At 70.4% G+C, this 16,844-nt stretch carries 17 protein-coding genes; 14 read left to right on the top strand and 3 right to left on the bottom strand.

The features are described 5' to 3' along the window. The coding region (locus Adu01nite_RS39685) for a tetratricopeptide repeat protein (RefSeq protein ID WP_203734496.1) at nt 1–391 on the top strand (391 nt) is incomplete at its 5' end. Here Adu01nite_RS39685 and Adu01nite_RS39680 read toward each other — a convergent pair. Then, nucleotides 392–1,597 (bottom strand): ROK family protein, encoded by a 1,206-nt coding sequence (locus Adu01nite_RS39680; protein WP_239133055.1) that lies wholly within the window; start codon nt 1,595–1,597, stop codon nt 392–394. 112 nt (nt 1,598–1,709) lie between these two features. On the opposite strand from Adu01nite_RS39680, the gene Adu01nite_RS39675 reads away from it, so the two are divergent. Together Adu01nite_RS39675 and Adu01nite_RS39670 are read left to right on the top strand one after the other, a co-directional pair. Beyond that, entirely contained in the window at nt 1,710–2,534 is an 825-nt protein-coding gene (locus Adu01nite_RS39675) for a class I SAM-dependent methyltransferase (RefSeq protein ID WP_203734494.1), read from the top strand. Between the two features lie 214 nt (nt 2,535–2,748). Beyond that, entirely contained in the window at nt 2,749–2,958 is a 210-nt protein-coding gene (locus Adu01nite_RS39670) for a hypothetical protein (RefSeq protein WP_203734493.1), read from the top strand. A 61-nt stretch (nt 2,959–3,019) separates the two neighbouring features. Here the strand turns inward: Adu01nite_RS39670 and Adu01nite_RS39665 are convergent, their stop codons facing one another. Next, nucleotides 3,020–3,424, bottom strand: coding sequence for a MarR family winged helix-turn-helix transcriptional regulator (locus Adu01nite_RS39665; RefSeq protein ID WP_203734492.1), 405 nt, complete (start codon nt 3,422–3,424; stop codon nt 3,020–3,022). A gap of 54 nt (nt 3,425–3,478) precedes the next feature. Between Adu01nite_RS39665 and Adu01nite_RS39660 the strand changes: the two genes are divergently transcribed. From Adu01nite_RS39660 to Adu01nite_RS39615, 10 genes are all read left to right on the top strand, one after another. Then, nucleotides 3,479–4,198, top strand: coding sequence for an alpha/beta fold hydrolase (locus Adu01nite_RS39660; protein WP_203734491.1), 720 nt, complete (start codon nt 3,479–3,481; stop codon nt 4,196–4,198). Nucleotides 4,199–4,690: 492 nt separating this feature from the next. Further along, nucleotides 4,691–5,464, top strand: a complete 774-nt coding sequence (locus Adu01nite_RS39655) for a glycosyltransferase family 2 protein (RefSeq protein WP_239133054.1) — start codon at nt 4,691–4,693, stop codon at nt 5,462–5,464. Continuing rightward, nucleotides 5,461–5,889 (top strand): hypothetical protein, encoded by a 429-nt coding sequence (locus tag Adu01nite_RS39650; RefSeq protein WP_203734490.1) that lies wholly within the window; start codon nt 5,461–5,463, stop codon nt 5,887–5,889. The genes Adu01nite_RS39655 and Adu01nite_RS39650 overlap by 4 nt, the downstream gene beginning before the upstream one ends. Continuing rightward, entirely contained in the window at nt 5,886–6,608 is a 723-nt protein-coding gene (locus tag Adu01nite_RS39645; protein ID WP_203734489.1) for a polysaccharide deacetylase family protein, read from the top strand. The genes Adu01nite_RS39650 and Adu01nite_RS39645 overlap by 4 nt, the downstream gene beginning before the upstream one ends. After that, nucleotides 6,608–7,705, top strand: coding sequence for a glycosyltransferase family 4 protein (locus tag Adu01nite_RS39640; RefSeq protein ID WP_203734488.1), 1,098 nt, complete (start codon nt 6,608–6,610; stop codon nt 7,703–7,705). The genes Adu01nite_RS39645 and Adu01nite_RS39640 overlap by 1 nt, the downstream gene beginning before the upstream one ends. Further along, on the top strand, nt 7,702–10,038 hold the full coding sequence (locus tag Adu01nite_RS39635; protein WP_203734487.1) for a DUF2206 domain-containing protein: 2,337 nt from the start codon (nt 7,702–7,704) through the stop codon (nt 10,036–10,038). The genes Adu01nite_RS39640 and Adu01nite_RS39635 overlap by 4 nt, the downstream gene beginning before the upstream one ends. Then, a complete protein-coding gene (locus Adu01nite_RS39630; protein WP_203734486.1) occupies nt 10,035–11,150 on the top strand; it encodes a glycosyltransferase family 4 protein in 1,116 nt (371 codons plus the stop codon). The genes Adu01nite_RS39635 and Adu01nite_RS39630 overlap by 4 nt, the downstream gene beginning before the upstream one ends. Beyond that, nucleotides 11,147–12,400, top strand: a complete 1,254-nt coding sequence (locus Adu01nite_RS39625; RefSeq protein ID WP_203734485.1) for an MATE family efflux transporter — start codon at nt 11,147–11,149, stop codon at nt 12,398–12,400. The genes Adu01nite_RS39630 and Adu01nite_RS39625 overlap by 4 nt, the downstream gene beginning before the upstream one ends. Then, nucleotides 12,397–13,554 (top strand): glycosyltransferase family 4 protein, encoded by a 1,158-nt coding sequence (locus Adu01nite_RS39620; RefSeq protein WP_203734484.1) that lies wholly within the window; start codon nt 12,397–12,399, stop codon nt 13,552–13,554. Before Adu01nite_RS39625 ends, Adu01nite_RS39620 begins: the two co-directional genes overlap by 4 nt. A gap of 85 nt (nt 13,555–13,639) precedes the next feature. Next, nucleotides 13,640–14,779: a glycosyltransferase family 4 protein gene (locus Adu01nite_RS39615; RefSeq protein WP_203734483.1), complete on the top strand. Its 1,140-nt coding sequence runs from the start codon at nt 13,640–13,642 to the stop codon at nt 14,777–14,779. On the opposite strand, the gene Adu01nite_RS39610 is transcribed toward Adu01nite_RS39615, so the two are convergent. Further along, nucleotides 14,714–15,679, bottom strand: a complete 966-nt coding sequence (locus Adu01nite_RS39610; RefSeq protein WP_203734482.1) for an endonuclease/exonuclease/phosphatase family protein — start codon at nt 15,677–15,679, stop codon at nt 14,714–14,716. The two genes, Adu01nite_RS39615 and Adu01nite_RS39610, sit on opposite strands and share 66 nt — an antisense overlap. Before the next feature lie 48 nt (nt 15,680–15,727). Here Adu01nite_RS39610 and Adu01nite_RS39605 point away from each other — a divergent pair, with 48 nt between their 5' ends. After that, on the top strand, nt 15,728–16,837 hold the full coding sequence (locus Adu01nite_RS39605) for a cellulase family glycosylhydrolase (protein ID WP_203734481.1): 1,110 nt from the start codon (nt 15,728–15,730) through the stop codon (nt 16,835–16,837). Nucleotides 16,838–16,844: the final 7 nt, after the last annotated feature.

Below are 16,844 nucleotides of genomic sequence, written 5' to 3'. Positions count from 1 at the left end.
GGGCCTCGGCGACGACCACCCCGAGACCCTCAGCTCAGCCGACGGCCTCGCCATCAGTCTCTTCGTGTCGGGTGACCGTGAACAAGCCCACCGACTCGCCAAGGACACCCTGAACCGCCGCCGACGCGTCCTCGGCGACGACCACCCCGACACGCTCAGCTCGGCCAACCACCTCGCGTTCATCCTCCGACAGTTGGGGGACTACGAGGGTGCCCGCCGAACCGACGAAGACACCCTCGACCGGCGCCGGCGCATCCTCGGCGAGAACCACCATGCCACCCTCGAGTCAGCCAGTAGCCTGGCCGCCGATCTCAATCACCTGGGTGAAGACAGGGCGGCCCAAGTGATTCTCGACGACGTCGCGATACGGCGCCGGAGCATCTCCGAGTAGTCAGCGGCGGGTGCGGTCCTGGGGGCGGCGTGGCCGTGGGGGCATGGCCATCATCGGCTCTTCGACCTCGGGGAGACCGCCGTCGGCCAGGAGCTGGGCTACCGGCAGGGTGGCGGCGCCCATCGCTACCGCGTCGATGCCCAAGGAGCACAGGTCGATGCTTGTCTGGGAATAGGGGCGTCGTAAGGCATGGCGGGCGGCGGCGTCTCGGATCTCCGGGAGAAAGCGCTCTCCGAAGATGGAACCCGCTATGCCGCCGATGACTATGCGTTCGGGGCTGAACAGGTTGATCAGGTCGGCTATGCCGGCGCCCAAGTAACCCGCCGTCTCGGTGAAGACCGTTACCGCCTCGGGGGCTATCGGGTCGGCGGTCAGCGCTCGGGCCAGCAACGTCTCGTTCTGGGGCTCGCCGGTTGCCTCGGAGAGGCGCTGGGTTATGCCTTCGGCGCCTACGTAGGCCTCCAGGCAACCTTTTGCTCCGCAGCGGCACAGCTTGCCGTCGTAGACCAGCGTCGTGTGGCCCCACTCGCCGGCGTTGCTGTTCGCGCCCCGATAACCTCGGCCGTCCATCACCACCGCGGCGCCCACGCCGGTGCCGATCATGATGATCACCGCGTGGCGGGCTCCCCGGCCGGCGCCGAACCACATCTCGGCCTGACCGAACGTCTTGGCGCCGTTTTCCACGAAGATCGGGACGTCGGTCGCCGCGCGCAGCATCGTGCCCAGCGGGACCGCCTCCCAGCCCGTTGACTGGGCGTCGACCACGCCGTCCTGGTCGACCACGCCGGGGACGCCCACGCCGAAGCCCAGCACCTGGGACGGCTCGATCTCGGCCTCGGTGATCACCGCGTTCAGGCCCTCGATCAGCAGAGCCGCCACCTGCGCGGGGTTGTCGTCGTGGTCGAACTCGGCGGCGGCCAGGCGGGTCATCGCCAGGTCGTACAGCTCCACCAGGATCTTGGTCTCGGCCACGTCCGCGCCGACCAGGTAGCGGAAGCCGGGGCGGACCCGCAGCAGCACCCTCGGGCGGCCGCCGTCCGAGCCGACCAGGCCGGCCTCCTCGACCAGGCCCTCCTCGAGCATCTCGCCGATCAGGTTGCTGACACTCGCCTGGCTCAGCGCCGTGGTGCCGGCCAACTGCTGCCTCGACTGGAGCCCGCCGTGGAAGAGGTCGGTCAGCAGGCTGGACCGGTTGGCACGGCGCACATCCCGCACCGTCGTTCGCCTGCTTTCCAAACCGCACCCCGTCCCTGTTGCTGTCGTTGCCCCGCCGGAAACTGTACGGCGGACTCGGCCTGGTGGCGTCTATGGTGCCCTCGTGAGCGACTATCTTGACGTCAATCGGGCCAACTGGGATGACCGCGCGCCCGCGCACGCCGCTTCCCCTAGTTATGCCGTGTCCCGGTTCGCGGACGACCCGTCGTTTCTCAGTGAGACGGTCACGTTCGATCTTCCGCTGCTGGGGTCCCTAACCCATCAGCGCGGGATCCACCTGCAATGTCACATCGGCACCGACACCGTGTCGCTGACCCGGCTGGGCGCGACGATGACCGGGCTGGATTTTTCCGGAAAGTCGCTGGCGGAGGCCCGCCGGGTGGCGGAGCTGGCGGGGGCCGACGTGCGGTTCCTCGAGTCGGACGTCTACGAGGCGGTCGCGGTGGCCGGCACGGGCTACGACTTCGTCTACACCGGGATCGGGGCGCTGTGCTGGCTGCCCGACGTCGCGCGCTGGGCCCGGGTGGTGGCCGAGTTGCTGCGGCCGGGTGGGCGGCTGTTCATCCGCGAGGGGCATCCGATGCTGTGGGCTATCGACGAAGAGGTGCCCGGGTCGGACCTTATCGTGAATTATCCGTATTTCGAGCGGAACGAACCCACGGTCTTCACCGAGCCGGGCACCTATGTGGAGACGGATGTGGCGTTCACCCACAACACGACCCACTCCTGGAACCACGGGCTCGGCGAGGTCGTCACCGCGCTGCTCGACGCCGGACTGACGCTGACCGGGCTGGTCGAGCACCAGTCGGTGCCGTGGGAGGCGATGCCGGGCCGGATGCACAAGCTCCCCAACGGCGAGTGGCAGCTCACCGACCGCCCGGACCGCCTGCCGCACACCTACACGTTGCAGGCGATTCGCACCGACTAGGGTTTGTCCCCTCGCTCCCACGTGATCGGCAGGACAAACCCTCAGCTTCAGCCGGAAGCCCGCGACGGCCCGGTGTTGCACTCGGGCCGCCGCCGCGGCGGGTTCGCGCGAGTGCGGTTGGGAGCCCCACGGCCTCGTACTATCCGCGGTGTTCGTTTAAAGATCGAAGCGGGTGGGGTATCCCGGGGCATCCCCATTACCGAGGAGACCCCCGATGCGCACAGGTTCGATCGGCGCCGTAATTCTGATCATCTGGCTGCTCCTGGGCGGTGTCGCCGCCTACGAACGTGGCTACTTCAAGGACGACGGTGCCACCAGCTGCGCCGAGGCCGGCACGGTGATGGTGACCATCGTGGCCGGTCCGCTCAATTGGCTCGGCGTCAACCCGAAGATCAAGTGTGACGTGCCCGCCCCTAGTAAGTAAGTAATTGAGCCGGGCGGCGACGCGAGACCCACCAGCTCCGTCGTCGCCCACCCCCTCTGTGTCAGATCAGCTTCTGCAACAGAGCGTCGAACGTCGCCAGCTCTGCCGCACTCAGCGGCGCGAACGACTCGGCCACCACCGTTTCGAGCACCTTCTGCCCCTCCGCCCGCAGTTGCTCGCCGCGCTCGGTGAGCTGGTGCCGCACGGCGCGCCCGGGGCCGGCGATGCGCTCGATGAAACCCCGCTCGACCATGCGGTTGGCCAGCGTGCCGAACCCCTGGTCGCTCTGGAAGGTCAGCTGCGCCAGGTCGTGCAGCGACGCGCCCGGGTTCTCCGCGATGTGCCGCAACGCATCCCACTGCACCAGCGAGATGCCGAAGCCGGCGAGCGCGGCGTCGCTCGCCCGGTGATGGCGATGCTGCAGCCGCTTGACGGCGAGTCCGATCTGCGTGATGGGCCGAGTCATGCCCCGATCCTATATCAGCTTGTTGATATCAACATGTTGATATAGCGTACGAGCATGCTCTTCACCGAACGCGGCAACGGCCGCCCCTTCCTGCTCCTGCACGGCGGCGCCGGCCCGGCCTCGGTCACCGCCTTCGCCGACCTGCTGGCCGCGTCGCACCCGGCCCGGGCGATCACGCCGACCCACCCCGGCTTCGACGGCACGCCCCTGGACAAGCCCACCGTCCGGGAGCTGGCGGCGCTGTATGCCGACCTGCTCGACGAACTCGATCTCGACGACGTCACCGTGGTGGGCAACTCGATCGGCGGCTGGATCACCGCCGAGCTCGCGCTGCTGCATCCGCGCCGGGTGTCCGCCGTGGTCATCGTCGACGCGGTCGGCATCGAGGTGCCCGGCCACCCGGTCGCCGACTTCTTCAACCTGACGTTTCCGCAGGTCGCCGAGCTGAGCTACGCCAACCCGGCCCGCTTCGCGATCAACCCGGCCACCATCCGGCCGGAGATCATGGCGGGCAACCGCAAAACCCTTGAGGTGTACGCCGGTGAACCGTCCATGATCGACCCGTCCCTCCGGCCGCGCCTGGCCGAGATCACCCACCCGACCCTGATCGTGTGGGGCGAGGCCGACCGGATCGCCGACGTGCACTACGGCCGTGCCTTCGCCGAGTCCATCCCGGGCGCCGAGTTCCTGGTCCTGCCCGGCACCGGCCACCTGCCCCAGATCGAGTCGCCGGAGCTGCTGCTGCCGGCGGTGTGGGACTTCGCGCGGAGCTGACGAGCGACCTGGGTCACCAGGCTGGACTAGAACGGCCACTCGGTTGAGGTATGGGCATGCCCGTATCGCCGGGGGGCCGTTTTTTGTTCTGCCGGGTAAGCGGAGGCATTTACCGCGAGGCGGTTACCCAGAGTGGCCCGATCGCCTCACAGGGACAGACCGGCTGGGCGGGCCCCTCGGGCCACGGTACTACGGGAGCATGCCGGGCGAACGATCCTCATGAAATAGGCGAAAGCTCGGCGATTCTTTCTCGCATTTTTTCTGAAGTTCACCCTGACGGGCTAATACAATCGCGCGGTATTGCGCACCGCACCGGTCGGGCGGTAACAACTGTCGGTCCTATCCCGACCGAGGGACTATGCGTCGGCTGTGCGCGCCGGTAGCTTTTGTGCCGAACGGGGAGCCAGCCACGAATTGTTCGATCAATTGGGCTGTCCGCACACGTTGTCCGTCAGTGAAGTCAGTTGTATGAAAACAAAGGGAAAGGCCTTGATGAAGACCCTCTCGATCGTCATCCCCGCCTTCAATGAAGCCGAGAACCTGCGGCCGTTGATGGCGACGATTCCGATTTCCGAGCTTCACCGGGGCGGCTGGAAGACCGAGATCGTGGTGGTCGACAACAACTCGACCGACGGCACCGGCGATCTGGCCCGGCACCTCGGCGCGCGAGTGGTCTTCCAGCCGACGAAGGGCTACGGCAACGCTTACCACGCCGGGCTCACCGCCGCCCGCGGCGACGTGATCGCGACCGGCGACGCGGACTGCACCTACCCGTTCGACGCGCTGCCGGGGCTGCTCCACGCGTTCGACCAGCACGAGGTGGAATTCCTGACCACCAATCGGCTGCTGCGGGCCAACCGGCACGCGATGAAGATCTCGCACACGCTCGCCAACCATCTGCTGAGCGGGATCAGCCGGTCGCTGTTCCGCAACAACGTCAAGGACTCGCAGTCCGGAATGTGGATCTTCCGGCGTTACGTATGGGAGCGACTGCGCGTGGAGTCGGGCGGAATGGCGTTCTCGCAGGAGATCAAGAATGCCGCCACCACGGCCGGCTTCCGTTTCTCCGAGGTGCCGATCGAATACCGGCCGCGCGGTGGCGAGGTCAAGCTCAACGCGCTGCCGGACGGGCTCGGTAATCTCCGTCAGCTGTTCCAGCACCGGTTCCGCAAGATCGTCCCGGTGCCGATGCTGCCGGTCCTGCCGCAGCCGACCGATCCGGCCCCCGCTGACGCGGCCCGCAGCGAGAGCCTGACCACGGCGTGACGCTCCGCCGCCGGCTGATGCTGGCGGTGCTGCCGGTCATGGCGGTGCTCGCCCTCCTGCCGGGCGTCCGGCTCGAACTGCGCCGCTCGTTCACCCGGCTGCCCACCGAGTACACCGAGTTGTATTTTCCGCGGTCGCCGACGGTGACCAACGCCGTCATCCAGGTGCCGGTGTCCCTCGTGCATCACGGCGCGGCGCCGTACACCTACGCCGTGAAGATCGCCGTCGCGGCGGTGCCCGGCACGGCCGAACCGGTCACCGCGAGCACCGCCGTGCGCGCCCGGCCGGACGAGGTCGCCGGCACCACGTTCGAATTCGCGCCCCCCGCGGCGGCGACCGGACTCCTCATCACGGTCACCCTCGCCGATCACCCCCAGTCGCTTCATTACCGGCTCTACGTCAAGGACGTCAAGGACACCCCATGACTTCACCGGCCGAACTGATCGTCACCACCAGCTGGGACGACGGCCACCGCCTCGACCCCCGGCTCGCCGAACTGCTCGACCGGTACCGCGTGCCGGGCACGTTCTACATCGCCCCCCGCAACATCGAGTTCGACCCGGCCGACCGGCTACCCGCCGCCGGCATCCGGGAGCTGGCCACCCGCCACGAGATCGGCGGCCACACCCTGACCCACCCCCGCCTGCCGCTGATCGCCGACCGGGCCGCCCGGGAGGACATCCGGGCCGGGAAGATCGAGCTCGAGGACATGATCGGCGATGCGATCGAGAGCTTCTGCTACCCGCGCGGCGAGTACGACGAGCGGCACACCGCGATGGTCCGGGACTGCGGGTTCGCGCTGGCCCGGACCGTCCGGCGGCACACCCTGAATCCGGGGAAGCCGTTCGAGTCGGGGACCACGGTCAACGCGTACGCCCATCGGGTCGACGGCCTGGTGGCGCTGCGGATGGCCCGGTTCCGGCCGCGGGCCACCAGCCGGCTGTTCCGGCACTGGGACGACCTGGCCAAGGCCTGGTTCGACACGTTCCTCGAGCAGGGCGGGGTCTTCCACCTCTGGGGGCACAGCTGGGAGGTCGACGCGCGCGGCGACTGGGAGCGGCTCGAGCGAGTGCTGGACTACATCGGCAACCGGCCCGGGGTCCGCTACGTCACCAACGGCGAGCTCGCCGGGGCGGGTGTGTGATGGCCACGATCACCCAGATCACGCCGTACTACCCACCGCATCTCGGCGGCATGGAACGCGTCGTCGAAAGCCTCGCCAAGGGGCTCGGCCACAAGCATGACGTCACGGTGCTGACCACGACGATCGGCGCCGGCTCGGCGCCGCGTCGCGCTTCCTTCCCGGGTGTACGGGTGAAACGTCACCGGTCGATCGAGGTCGCGCACACCCCGATCGCGCCCGGTCTGCTGTTCTCGCTGTGCCGCACGCCCCGGTCGGCGATCCTCCATCTGCACAGCGCGCACGCCCTGCTGCCCGAGCTGGTCGCGATCGTGGCCCGGCTGCGCCGCCAGCGGTTCCTGGTCCACTTCCACCTGGACGTGGACAGTTCCGGTCCGCTCGGCCGGCTGCTGCCGCTCTACAAGAAGCATGTCTTCGGACGGGTCCTGCGGGCGGCCACCGGGGTGCTGGTGCTGACCGACAGTCAGGCCGACTTCGTGCACGCCTCCTACGGCGTACCCCGGGAACGCCTTTTTGTTCTTCCGAACGGGGTCGGGGCCGAGCACTTCATGGCGCCGCGGCCCGCTCCCCCGGCCGGCCGGCCGCTGCACCTGCTGTTCGTCGGGCGGCTGAGCCCGCAGAAGAACGTCACCCGGCTGCTCGACGCACTGGCGCTGTGTGCCCGGCCGGTCCGGCTGACCGTGGTCGGCGACGGCGAGGAGCGGGCGATGCTCGAGGAGCGGGCGCGCGCGCTGCACCTGACCGGGGTGACCTTCGCCGGCTCCCGGCTCGGGGCCGAGCTGCGGCGCAGCTACGCCGAGGCCGATGCGCTGGTGCTGCCGTCCGACCGGGAGGGCATGCCGCTGGTCGCGCTGGAGGCGATGGCGGCCGGGCTGCCGATCGTGGCCACCGCGGTGCCGGGCAACATCGAGTTGCTGACCGGCGTCGCGGCGCTCGCCGAGCCCACCCCGGCCGCGTTCTCGGTCGCCATCGACGAGGTCGCGGCGGATCCCGGATGGTATGAGCGTCTCGGCCGGCAGAGTGCGACCGCGGCCCGCAACTACTCGTGGGACGTGGTGGTCCAGCGGCTCGACGACCTCTACTCCGAAGTTCTGACGTGAGTCAGGCGCTGCTCGAAACGTTCATCGTCGACACCCTTCGCGGGCGCGGCCGGCGCCGGCAGGGAATCAGCTTCGCCCCCGACGTCCTGGTCGACAACCTGGTCGACCGGTCCTCGCTGCTCCTCGCGACGTTCGTGGCGGTCGTGCTGAACCTGGCGTTCGGCGACTGGCACGCCGTCGCCGCCCTCACCGGCCTGTGGCTGCTGCTGGGCGCGCCGGTCATCCTGTGGTTCGCGGCGGCCCGCCCGTTCGTGTCCACCCGCGACGGACGGTTCCTGGTCGCGACCGGGCTGACCGTGCTCACCGACATCCTGGTCGCGCTGGGCGTCAACACCGTGCTGCCCTGGGTCGGCGTCGCGGCGCCGCTGCGCGCGGTTCCGCTGGTCATCGGCTCGGTGCTGGTCATCGTCGCGATGGCGGCGATCATCCCGGCCGGCGAGTCGGCCGAGAGCGTGCCGCTGCGGTCCGCCCCCGGCCTGTTCGCGGTGGCCGGCACCGGGCTGCTCGCGGTGACCCTGTCGGTGGCCGGCCCGACCCGGCTCAACAACGGCTTCGGCGGCACGGTCGCGGTGCTGGCGCTGCTGGCCGTGGCGGGGCTGATGACACAGCTCTTCCTGGGCCGGCGACGGCATCCGGCCGCGGTCACCGCGCTCGGCATCTTCTTCGTCGCGCTGTCCCTGCTGCTGCTGACGTCGCTGCGCGGCTGGTTCATCAGCGGGCACGACATCCAGCTCGAGTACGGCGTCTTCCAGCTCGCCCAGGAGACCGGCCGGTGGAGCATCGCGGCCTTCCGGAACCCCTACAACGCGTGCCTGAGCGTCAACCTGCTGCCGGTGTCGTTCGCCGAGCTGACCGGCATCCCCGGCACGTACGTCTTCAAGGTTCTTCTTCCGGTGCTCTTCGCGGTGGCGCCGGCCGCGCTCTACCGGGCGGTCCGCAACACCGCCCCGCAGTCGGTCGCGCTGCTGTCCGCCTTCTACTTCGTGGCGTTCCCGACGTTCTTCACCGACATGGCCTTCCTGACCCGGCAGGAGATCGCCTTCCTGCTGCTGGCCTGCGCCATGGTGGTGCTCACCGACTCAGGCCGGCCGCTGCGGGCCCGGCGGATCGCGGTCACCGTGCTGCTGACCGGCATCGTCCTGTCGCACTACTCGACGACGTACGTCGTGCTCGCCACCCTCGGCATCGCCTACCTGGCCGGGAAAGCAGTCCGGCTGGCCGGCCGGTTCCGCGGCCGGCCGGCGTTCCTGACCTGGTGGATGTTCGCCATCACGGCGGTGACCGCGCTGCTCTGGACCGGCCCGGCCACGCACACCAGCCTGCAGGCGCAGGTCACCACCCGGGCGGTGGTGCAGGAGTTGCTCGGCAAGCGGTCGGCGACCGGGTCGTCGGACACCGCGTACAGCCTGTTCGGCGGCGAGAAGATCAGCGCCGAGCAGCGGCTGGACGACTACACCGCGGACACCACCCGCTCCACCAGCCAGGCCCGCAAGGACGGCGACTTCCTGCCGCTCAAGGTGATCCGCAAGCATCCGACCGGCGCGGTCGAGCAGGCCGACATGCCGCTGACCTTCGTCGGCCGGCTCCTGGGGCACGCCGGGGTGAACGTGAGCACCGCGAACACCGTGGTGCGCCAGTCGGCGGCCCGGCTGCTGCAGCTCCTGCTGCTGATCGGCCTGGTCCTGACGGTGGTCGGCCGGCGCCGGATCTTTCGCGCCACCGCCGACCAGCTCACCCTGGGCGTCGGCGCGATGGGCGTGCTCGGCGTCCTCACCGTGCTGCCCGAGCTGAGTGTCGACTACGGCGTGCTGCGCGCCTTCCAGCAGGGGCTGTTCTTCTTCACGCCGTTCATCGCGGCCGCCTCGATCTGGATATTCCGCTGGGCCGGCCGGCGCGCCGCGGTCCTCGGATTCGGCCTGTGCGCGCTGCTCTTCCTGGATCTGGTCGGGGTCGTCCCGAAAGTGCTCGGCGGCTATCCGCCGCAGCTGCACCTGGCCAACTCCGGTCAGTACTACGACATCTACTACGTGCACCCGGAGGAGCGCAGCGGCATCGACTGGCTCCGGCAGCGGCCGCCCGGCGACGACGTGCAGACCGACTCGTACAACTTCGACCGGCTGCCGGTGGTGCTGAAAAAACGGGCCACCAACGACATCTACCCAACGCTCATCGGAAGCAACAGTTACGTGTTCCTCGGCTACACGACCGTCCGCAAGGACGAGGCGACGGTCTTCTACCGCGGCGACCTCGTTACCTACCGCTATCCGATCGACCTGCTGGATTCGATGAAGAACAAGGTCTACAGCAACGACGGAGCGGAGGTCTACCGATGAGGGTCCTGCTCGTCAGCCACTATTTTCCGCCGCATCTGGGCGGCATCGAGAACGTCGTGGAGCACCAGGCCCGCAACCTGGCCGCGGCCGGCGCCGAGGTGGTCGTGCTGACCACCGGCGAGCGCAGCGAGCTCGTGCCTCTCGACGACCGGATCCGGGTGCAGCGCATCGCGGCGTGGAACGGGTTCGAGCGCCGGCTGGGCATCCCGTTCCCGGTGCCCGGCCCCGGCCTGTTCGTGCACGCGGCGCGGTGGGCCCGGTGGGCCGACGCGGTGCATGTGCACGACACCGCCTACGTGACGTCGTGGGTGGGCGGCGCCGCCGCGATGCTGACCCGGACGCCGTTCGTGATGACCCAGCACGTGGCCCTCGTGGACCATCCGGCCCGGCTGGTCGGCGTGGTCCAGCGGGCGGTGCTGGCCTGCGCCGGGCGGGTCCTGCTGCGCCGGGCCGCCGCCGTGTTCGTGCTGAACGACACCGTCGCCGCGTTCGCCCAGGACAACGGCGCCCACCCGACGCGGGTGCATCACCTGCCCAACGGGGTGGACACCGGGGCGTTCACGCCGTGCGCCTCGCCGGCCGAGCGCCGCAGCCTGCGCGAACGGCTCGGCCTGCCGGTCGACCGGGTGCTGGTGCTGTTCGCCGGGCGGCTGGTGCCGAAGAAGGGGTACGACCTGTTGCTGGCGGCCGCCGGACCCTCCTACGACCTCGTCTTCGCCGGCGACGGCCACCAGGGCGTGCCCGAGTCGGGGCCGGGCACCCACCATCTCGGCCGGCTGAACGCGGGCGAGCTGGCCGACGCCTACCGCGCCTGCGACATCTTCGCCCTGCCGTCGACCTCCGAGGGGTTCCCGCTGACCGTCCAGGAGGCGATGGCCTCCGGCCTGCCCATCCTGACCACCGACGATCCCGGCTACGAGTCCTACCAGCTCTGCCGCCGGCACGTCCGGCTGGTGCCGCGCGAGGTGGCCGCCCTGCGCACCGCCCTCGCCGAGCTGGCCGGCGACCCGCACCTGCGGGAGCGGATGGGCCGGTGGTCGCGGCAGTACGCGATCAAACGGTTCTCCTGGGCGATGCACGCCGAGCAGCTCCTCGGGCGGTACCCGCTATGAGCGTCGTGCAGGAGCACCTCACCGAGTGGCGGCGCGATCCGCTGATCCGCAACTCGTTCTTCCTGATGGCCACGACCGCGCTCGGCGCCGGCTCCGGCTTCCTGTTCTGGCTGGTGGTCGCCCGCTTCTACCCGACCGCCCAGGTCGGGCAGGCGTCGTCGCTGCTGTCCTGCGTCGCCCTGCTCTCCTACTTCAGCCTCTTCGGCTTCAGCAACGCGCTGATCCGCTACCTGCCGACCAGCGCGCACCGGGCCCAGGACACCAGCACCGCGATCTGCTCGGTGCTGGTGTGCGGGGTGGTGGTGTCGCTGACGTTCGCGGTGGTCGGCCCGTGGTTCGCCGCCGACCTCGGCTTCGTCCGGTCCTCGCTGCCGCACCTCGGCCTGTTCGTGCTGCTGGCCTGCGGCGCCGCGGTCAACCTGCTCACCGACTCGATCTTCCTGGCGGCCCGGGCGGCCGGGGCGAACCTGCTGATCAACGGCATCTTCATGAGCGTGATCAAGCTGGCGCTGCCGATCGCCACCGTCGCGTTCGGAGCGTTCGGGATCTTCGCGGCCAGCGGCATCGCGTCGACGCTGGCCGCCGCGATCAGCCTCGGGGCGATCCGCCGGTCGCTGCGGATCCCGGTCCGGGTGGAGATCGCCTGGGCGTCGCTGCGCCGGATGGTCCGCTACTCGATGACCAGCTACCTCTCCGGCAGCCTGAACATCATCCCGCAGATCGCCCTGCCGATCATCGTGCTGCACCACCTCGGCCCGATCGTCGCGGCCGTCTACTTCATGGCCCTGCAGATCTCCAACCTGATCTGCGCGGTGTCCTACGCGATCGGCGAGTCGCTCTTCGCCGAGGGCTCGCACGAGAGCCGGGACCTGCGCACCCTCGCCGCCCGGTCGGGCGGCCTGATGTTCGGGATCACCGGGGCGGCGGTGCTGGTGGTGATCGCCCTGGCCCGGCCGATCCTGCAGCTCTTCGGCGACGACTACGCCCGGATCGGCACCAGCACGCTGATCATCTTCGCGGCGACCGCCCTGGCCGTCGCGTTCCACACCTGGACCAGCTTCCTGCTGCGGGTGACCTGCCAGATGCGGGCGCTGGTGCTGTCCGATGTGGTGTTCGTCGTCGTCATCCTCGCCGTGGCCCTCTGGAAGGTGCCGGACGGCCTCGACTGGGCCCCGATCGCCTGGGGAGCGGGCAACCTCGTCGCCGGCCTCGTCGCCGCCGGCGCCCTCCGAAAGCCGGTCAAACCATGAAAATATTGCAAATCAACGACATGGCGTACGAGGCGGGAGGCGCCGAGAAGAGCGTCCGCCTCATCGCCGACGGCCTGACCGATCGCGGCCACCGGATCGAGGTGGTGGCCACCGACCACCAGGCGGACGGCCGGAAGCTCTTCGCCGACCATCTGGTGCCGGCCATCACCGGCTCGGCCCCGGCCCGGTTCTCCAAGAAGCTGTGGCACCGGGAGGCCTACCGGCAGGTGCGCACGATCGTCGACGACTTCGACCCGGACTGCATCCACCTGCACACGATCGGCCTCTACAGCCCGGCCGTCCTCGCCGCCACCGCGAGCCGCCCGCGGATCCTCACCGTGCACGGGCCGGAGGACTGGACGCTCAAGCTGCTGCGCTGGAACCTGCCCACCGCCACCCGGGCCGAGGGCCTGTCCGCCGCCGACCGGGCCCGCTACGCCTACCTGCGGTTCGTGCAGCGGCCCGCCTACCGGGCCCGGCTCAAGCACGTCGACCGGATCCTGACCCCGAGCCGGTTCTTCGCCGAGACGGTCCGGCCCGACGTCGGCAGCGCCCGCACCTACGTCGTGCCGAACGGCATCGAGCGGGTGCTGGCCGCGGCCCCGGTCCGCCGGCTCGACCGGATCCTGTTCGTCGGCCGGCTGGAACGCGTCAAGGGCGTCGACGTGCTCCTGCGCGCGTTCCGGACGGTGGTGCGGGCCAACCCCGACGCCCGGCTGGTCATCGTCGGCGACGGCGGCGATCGGGCCGCCCTCGAAGCGGCGCACGCGGGCCTGGTCGCCACCGGTCAGGTCAGGTTCACCGGCTGGCTGACCCCCGCCGAAGTGGCCGGCGAGATCGCCGAGGCCGCGGTCGTGGTGGTGCCGTCGCTGTGGCCGGAGAACTTCCCGACCGTGGCCCTCGAAGCACTGCAGGCCGGCCGGGCGCTGGTCGCCTCCCAGGTCGGCGGGCTCCCCGAACTGGTCGGCAACGACAACGGCGTGCTCGTGCCGCCGGGTGACGTCGCTGCGCTCGCTGACGCGCTCGGCGGCCTGATCGGACAAGCGGAACGGCTCGCTCAACTCGGTGCGGGATCTGCTGCCCGCGCCGGCCGGTACGACATCGGCCTTTTTCTGGACACGTTGGAACATCACTACGAGGAGGTATCCGCATGACCGCCTGCACCGAGCGGCACCCAGCCGCACCGACCGACGGCCTCGGAGGCGAGGGCCAGAAGGGCATGCCTAAGGAGGACACAGCATGACGACGGTGCTGCTGGCTACGCCGTACTATCCGCCGAGTCTCGGCGGGGTGCAGCAGTACGTCTGGAATCTCGCCCGCATGCTGCGCAAACGCCACGGATGGCGGGTCGTGGTGGCGACGACGAGCGACGCGGAGAGCACCGACGACATCCCGGTCTACCGGCTGCCGGTCGCCGGGCGGATCTCCAACACCCCGGTCGGGGTCGGCTGGACCCGGGCGCTGCGCCGGATCATCCGCGACGAACAGATCGACGTGATCAACGCGCACGGGCCGGTGCCGCTGTTCGCCGACGCCGCCCGGCGGGCCGCCGGGGACGTGCCGTTCGTGCTGACCTACCACGCCGGACGGATGCGGACCGGGCGGTTCCTGCCCGACATGGTGTGCGCGATCTACGAGAAGACCGTGCTGGCCGCGACCGCGCGCCGGTCGGCGCAGCTCATCTGCGCGTCCGACCATGTGGCCGACGAGCTGCCGGAGCTGTTCGACGGGCGGCACATCACCATCGAGCCGGGGGCCGACCTCGAGCTGTTCCGGCCGGCCCCGCTGCCGGACGAGCAACGGATCGTCTTCGCGGCGTCGCTGGAGCACCAGACCGCCTACAAGGGACTGCCGGACCTGCTGCGCGCCGTCGTGCGGCTCGACGGCGTACACCTCGAAGTGGTCGGAACCGGATCGGCGGAGGGTGACCACCGGCGGCTCGCCGCGGAGCTCGGCATCGCCGAGCGGGTGACCTTCGCCGGGCACCTCAAGGGGGCCGACCTGGCCGCGGCCTATCGGCGGGCCCGGGTGCTGGCGCTGCCGACGCACTTCGACAACTACCCGACCGTGATCGTCGAGGCGATGGCGACCGGCCGGCCGATCGTCTCCACCCGGGTCGGCGCCATCCCGACCGTGGTCGGCTCCGGTGAGCGCGGGCTGCTGGTGGACGCCGGTGACATCCCCGCGCTGACCGGTGCGCTGCGGGCGGTGCTGACCGACGACGAACTCGCCGGCCGGCTGGGTGCGGCCGGTGCCGCGTTCGTCGCGAACGAGCTCTCCTGGAACCGGCAGTCGGACCGGACCGCCGAGGTGCTAGCCCGGAATCTGCAGCGTCGCCAGGACCGCCCGGTGGTCGCTGCCCGGAAGATCGTGAACTGACACCGCGGTCACCCCGATCCGCCGGTCGGCCAGCACATGGTCGATGGTGAGCAGGCGGATCGGGCGGATGCCGTACGGGCCCCAGGTGGGTTTGAGGCCGCTGCCGACGGCGTCGGCGGCGTCCCGGTAGCCCCGGCCGGCCAGGGCCCGGAACGGCGGATGGTCGAGCGTCGAGTTGAAGTCGCCGAGCAGGATGCGCGGCGGCCCGGCCGGGTCGGGCACCGGCTGGTTCGCGAGGTCCACCCGCCATTCGCCGACGGTGGCCGGGGTGACCGGGGCCAGCGCGTGCGCCGACTCGGCCGGCAGCGGGCCGGCCCCGGGGATCTGGACGATGCCGTACGCCTGCTGGAACCCGCCCTCGTTGAGCCGCACGCCCGGCGCGTCGATCGGATAGCGGGAGTACAGCGCCGACCCGGTGGTGTCGAGCGGGTCCGCGCTCCGCGGGGGTGCGAGTGAGGCGTACGGCAGCAGGGTGCCGAGGCCGGCCGCGGTCAGCCCGGCCTGACCCGTCGGGGTGAATTCCTGCAGCGCGAGCACGACGACGTCGTGGTCGCGCACCAACCGCACTATCGTCGCCGGATCGGCGCCACCCGCGAGCATGTTCGCCGTCATGACGTGCACCTCGACGCCGGTGCGCGGGCCGCGGTCGCGGTCCGGCAGGCCACGGTCGCGGTCCGGCAGGGCGCGCGGGAGCACGCAGGCCACCAGCAACACGGTCGCCAGGGCCGCCAGTGCGGTCGCCGGCCAGTGCCGCTGGAAGACGGCCAGCCCGAGCGGAAGTAATGACCACAACGCGGCGTAAGGGGTGAAAACCATCAGCTGGGCGAGTGCGTCCACCTGCCAGCCCGCGGCGCGCAGCGCGCCCCACAGCAGGCCGGGTAGTACGAGCACTGCCGTCATAGGTCAAAAACGTACCTGCCCGAAGCGCCAGCCGAGATGATGGGAAATGTGGTGAAAATCCTGCGGAAAGCGATTGCCTTCGGCCTGCTGGTGGCGTCCATCGACTTCGCTCTCAGTTTCTCCCATCCCGCGACCTCCGCGCGCCAGCTGCCGCTGCGGCCCGGCATCTCCTACGGCGACACGCTGGTGTGGATGTCCGAGGGCCGGTTGAACGACGCGCTCAGCGACGCCGAGACGGTCGGGGCCACCTGGGTGCGCGCCGACCTCTCCTGGCAGGACGTGCAGGCGGACGGGCCGGGCAAATACTGGTGGGACGGATTCGACCGGCTGGTGCGCGCGGCCCGCAGCCGCGAACTCACCGTGCTGCCGGTCCTCGCGTACACCCCGGCGTGGGCCCGGCCGGCCGGCTGCGACGTCCCGGCCTGCGCACCCGCCGACCCGGCGAAGTTCGCCGCGTTCGCGAAGACCGCGGCCGAGCGCTACCGGAACCTCGGCGTCCACACCTGGGAGATCTGGAACGAGCCGAACGCCGGGTTCTGGAAACCGGCCCCCGACCCGCGCGCCTACGCCGCCCTGCTCAAGGCGAGCGCGGCGGCGATCCGGGCGGCCGACCCGAAGGCGCAGATCATCATGGGCGGGCTGGCCGCCAACCCGACCGGGCCCGGCCGCGTCTCCCAGGTCTCGTTTCTGTCGACGGTGTCCAAGCTCGGCGGGAACCGGGTGGTGAACGCCGTCGCCTACCACCCGTACACGTATCCGTTCCTGCCGAGCGCGAAGACCCGCTTCGGCACCTCCTGGGAGAAGATGCGCAGCCTGCGCAAGGTGCTGGCGGACAACGAGACGCCGGACCTGCCGATCTGGCTGACCGAGGTGGGCGCCCCGACCGGCGGCCCCGGGGCCGCCTCCGACGGGCACGCGGTCGCCCGCGAGACCACCCACGTGACCGAGAAACGGCAGGCCGAGATCGCCAAGGACACGATCGCCACGGCCGCCGGCGACCAGCTGATCAGCGCGGTCTTCTGGTACGCCGACAAGGACCTGAGCACCGATACGTCGAGCAACGAGAACTTCTACGGCCTCCGCCGGACGGACGGCTCGGCCAAGCCGGCCCTGGCCGCCCTGCGCGAAGCCATCGGCGACGTGACCCGGCCCCGGTAAGTTGCTT

The organism is Paractinoplanes durhamensis (genome assembly GCF_016862175.1).
GTDB lineage: Bacteria > Actinomycetota > Actinomycetes > Mycobacteriales > Micromonosporaceae > Actinoplanes > Actinoplanes durhamensis.
Note: the sequence above shows the minus strand (reverse complement) of the source record. Positions and strands in the feature narration are given on the sequence as shown.